Genomic DNA, 2,129 nt, shown 5'->3' on the forward strand with positions numbered 1-2,129 from the left:
GTTGCGGCGCGAAGCGCCGCAACTCTCTATTGGGTTTGATGTCCTGATTTACAGCACATTGCACTCAAACCCAAACCAAGAGAATTTTTGAAAGCGTTGCGAAGCAACGCTTTCAAAAATTCTCTTGTGGTTCGTTTGATCGATAATTGCTGTAATTCACTGAAGTGTGGGCTCACTTCAGTGGATTGGTATTAAGTAGCTGGGCATAATTAAAACCCAGAATCAAAAACTGTAGCGCACGCGCAGCGTGCGCTACAGTTTTGGGATTTTATATTAAATTTTGCCTAGTTACTTAGCCAAACTGAAAACTATGATTTTTTAAGTGGGGATAAGTTCGCCTGGACGCAATTTTACCCATTTCCCCATTTCTGCCGAAAAACTCTCACAACCAACCACATCCCATTCCATTTGAATATCTTCGGATTCCGTGCGGATATTAACATTAATCGTGGGAGAGAGAGCCTCAAAATCTGGATTTTCGGTTAGATGCGGTTGCTGGTGGAGGCTCTCAACGGAGTGATAGGTGATGCAGCGATCGACATAGGTGCAATTGATGCAGATGCACATAGCAGTTATACCTAATTCATGGGGCTATCCTAACAAAAATATTTGGTGGTGTTACACCAGACTAAGTAGGATTATCAAAAGTTCTCAAATGACTCTATGCTTAGATATAAGGGCTTTTGAGGCTTTTTCTTGAGAGTGAAGGATTCCATACCTATATAGCTCAGTCTAGCTTCAGTATAGCTATATTCCCTTACAGCAATTATCGATCAAACGAACCACAAGGAAATTTTTGAAAGCGTTGCGAAGCAATGCTTTCAAAAATTTCCTTGGTTTGGGTTTGCGCGCAATGTGCTGTAGGACTGGTGACTTTGATAGGTAATTACCTATCGAAATCATAGAAGTTTTCAGTTTGCCCAAGATCGCATGAAAACTTCGCTAGTTATTCCTAAATACTGCTTGAGCTTCTGTTATACAATACTTAGTAGCAGTTTTAAATCCTTAACAATTTGTTGCATTGAATATTATGGCACTGAAAAAAGGCACTCTCGTTCGCGCTGTTCGTGAAAAGTTAGAAAATAGTCTTGAAGCATCGGCAAATGATACTCGCTGGTCATCGTACATTTTTGAGACATGGGGCGAAGTGTTAGAGTTTCGTGGTGATTACGTGCAAATCAAATTTGCTAAAGTCCCTACACCTGTAATCTGGCTTCATAGGGATCAGCTAGAAGAACAAGCGGCTTAATCCATAAGAAATAATTACAACCCAAAGCCTAAACCTGTGGCGCGCGCATCGTGCGCCACAGGTTTAGGGGGCGTGAGCGCTACTTTTAGGAAGTTATGACAGTAATTTTGACCAATGACGATGGGATTGATGCCGAGGGACTTTGGGCTTTGCAACGGGCGACGGAACTATTTTTCGGGAAGAAAGGGGCGATCGCTGCTCCCAATTGTCAATATTCGGGTTGTGGTCATCAAGTAACAACCAAAGCGCCAATCGCGATCGCCCAACGGGACAAAGATATTTATGCGATCGCTGGATCGCCTGCGGATTGCGTGAGGGTTGCGATCGCCCATTTATACAGCGATGTGAAATTAGTGCTGTCAGGAATTAATCATGGCGCTAATATGGGGATCGATACCTACATGTCTGGCACGGTTGCGGCGGTGCGTGAGGCAGCTTTTTATAATATTCCTGCGATCGCTATTTCCCACTATCGTGATCGGGGGCGAGAATTTAACTGGACTTGGGCATCTGAGACGGCTGCGCGTGTAATCAAGCAACTTCTGGAAATTCCCCTGCCGCCGCAGTCCTATTGGAATGTGAATTTGCCCCATTTGCCTGAAGCAGAGCAAAATCTGATCACTGAAGTTGTTTTTTGTGAAAAATCGAATTGCCCATTACCCCTAGAGTTTCAGGCTGAAGGCGATCGGGTGACCTATGCAGGTCGCTATCACCTCCGCGAGCGTACGCCAAATACTGATGTGGATGTTTGTTTCTCTGGCAAAATTGCGGTTACCCAAATGAGGATCTGAGCAATATTTTATACCAAAACTCAAAATGGCGTTGCCATTTTGAGTTTTGGTATAATACCCCAAGAGTTGAATGGCGGCGCGAAGCGCCG

The 2,129-nt window shown here is 44.1% G+C and carries 3 protein-coding genes; 2 read left to right on the plus strand and 1 reads right to left on the minus strand.

Annotated features, from left to right (window positions below):
- Window positions 1-318 precede the first annotated feature (318 nt).
- The gene (locus tag PSE7429_RS22600; RefSeq protein ID WP_009629724.1) at window positions 319-567 is read right to left on the minus strand and encodes a Ycf34 family protein; all 249 of its coding nucleotides are present in this window, start codon (window positions 565-567) and stop codon (window positions 319-321) included.
- A gap of 463 nt (window positions 568-1,030) precedes the next feature.
- Here PSE7429_RS22600 and ndhO point away from each other — a divergent pair, with 463 nt between their 5' ends.
- The gene (gene ndhO, locus PSE7429_RS22605; RefSeq protein WP_009629725.1) at window positions 1,031-1,249 is read left to right on the plus strand and encodes an NAD(P)H-quinone oxidoreductase subunit O; all 219 of its coding nucleotides are present in this window, start codon (window positions 1,031-1,033) and stop codon (window positions 1,247-1,249) included.
- A 95-nt stretch (window positions 1,250-1,344) separates the two neighbouring features.
- Window positions 1,345-2,040: a 5'/3'-nucleotidase SurE gene (gene surE / locus PSE7429_RS22610; RefSeq protein ID WP_009629726.1), complete on the plus strand. Its 696-nt coding sequence runs from the start codon at window positions 1,345-1,347 to the stop codon at window positions 2,038-2,040.
- Window positions 2,041-2,129 lie beyond the last annotated feature (89 nt).

This window comes from Pseudanabaena biceps PCC 7429, from assembly GCF_000332215.1.
GTDB classification, from domain to species: domain Bacteria; phylum Cyanobacteriota; class Cyanobacteriia; order Pseudanabaenales; family Pseudanabaenaceae; genus Pseudanabaena; species Pseudanabaena biceps.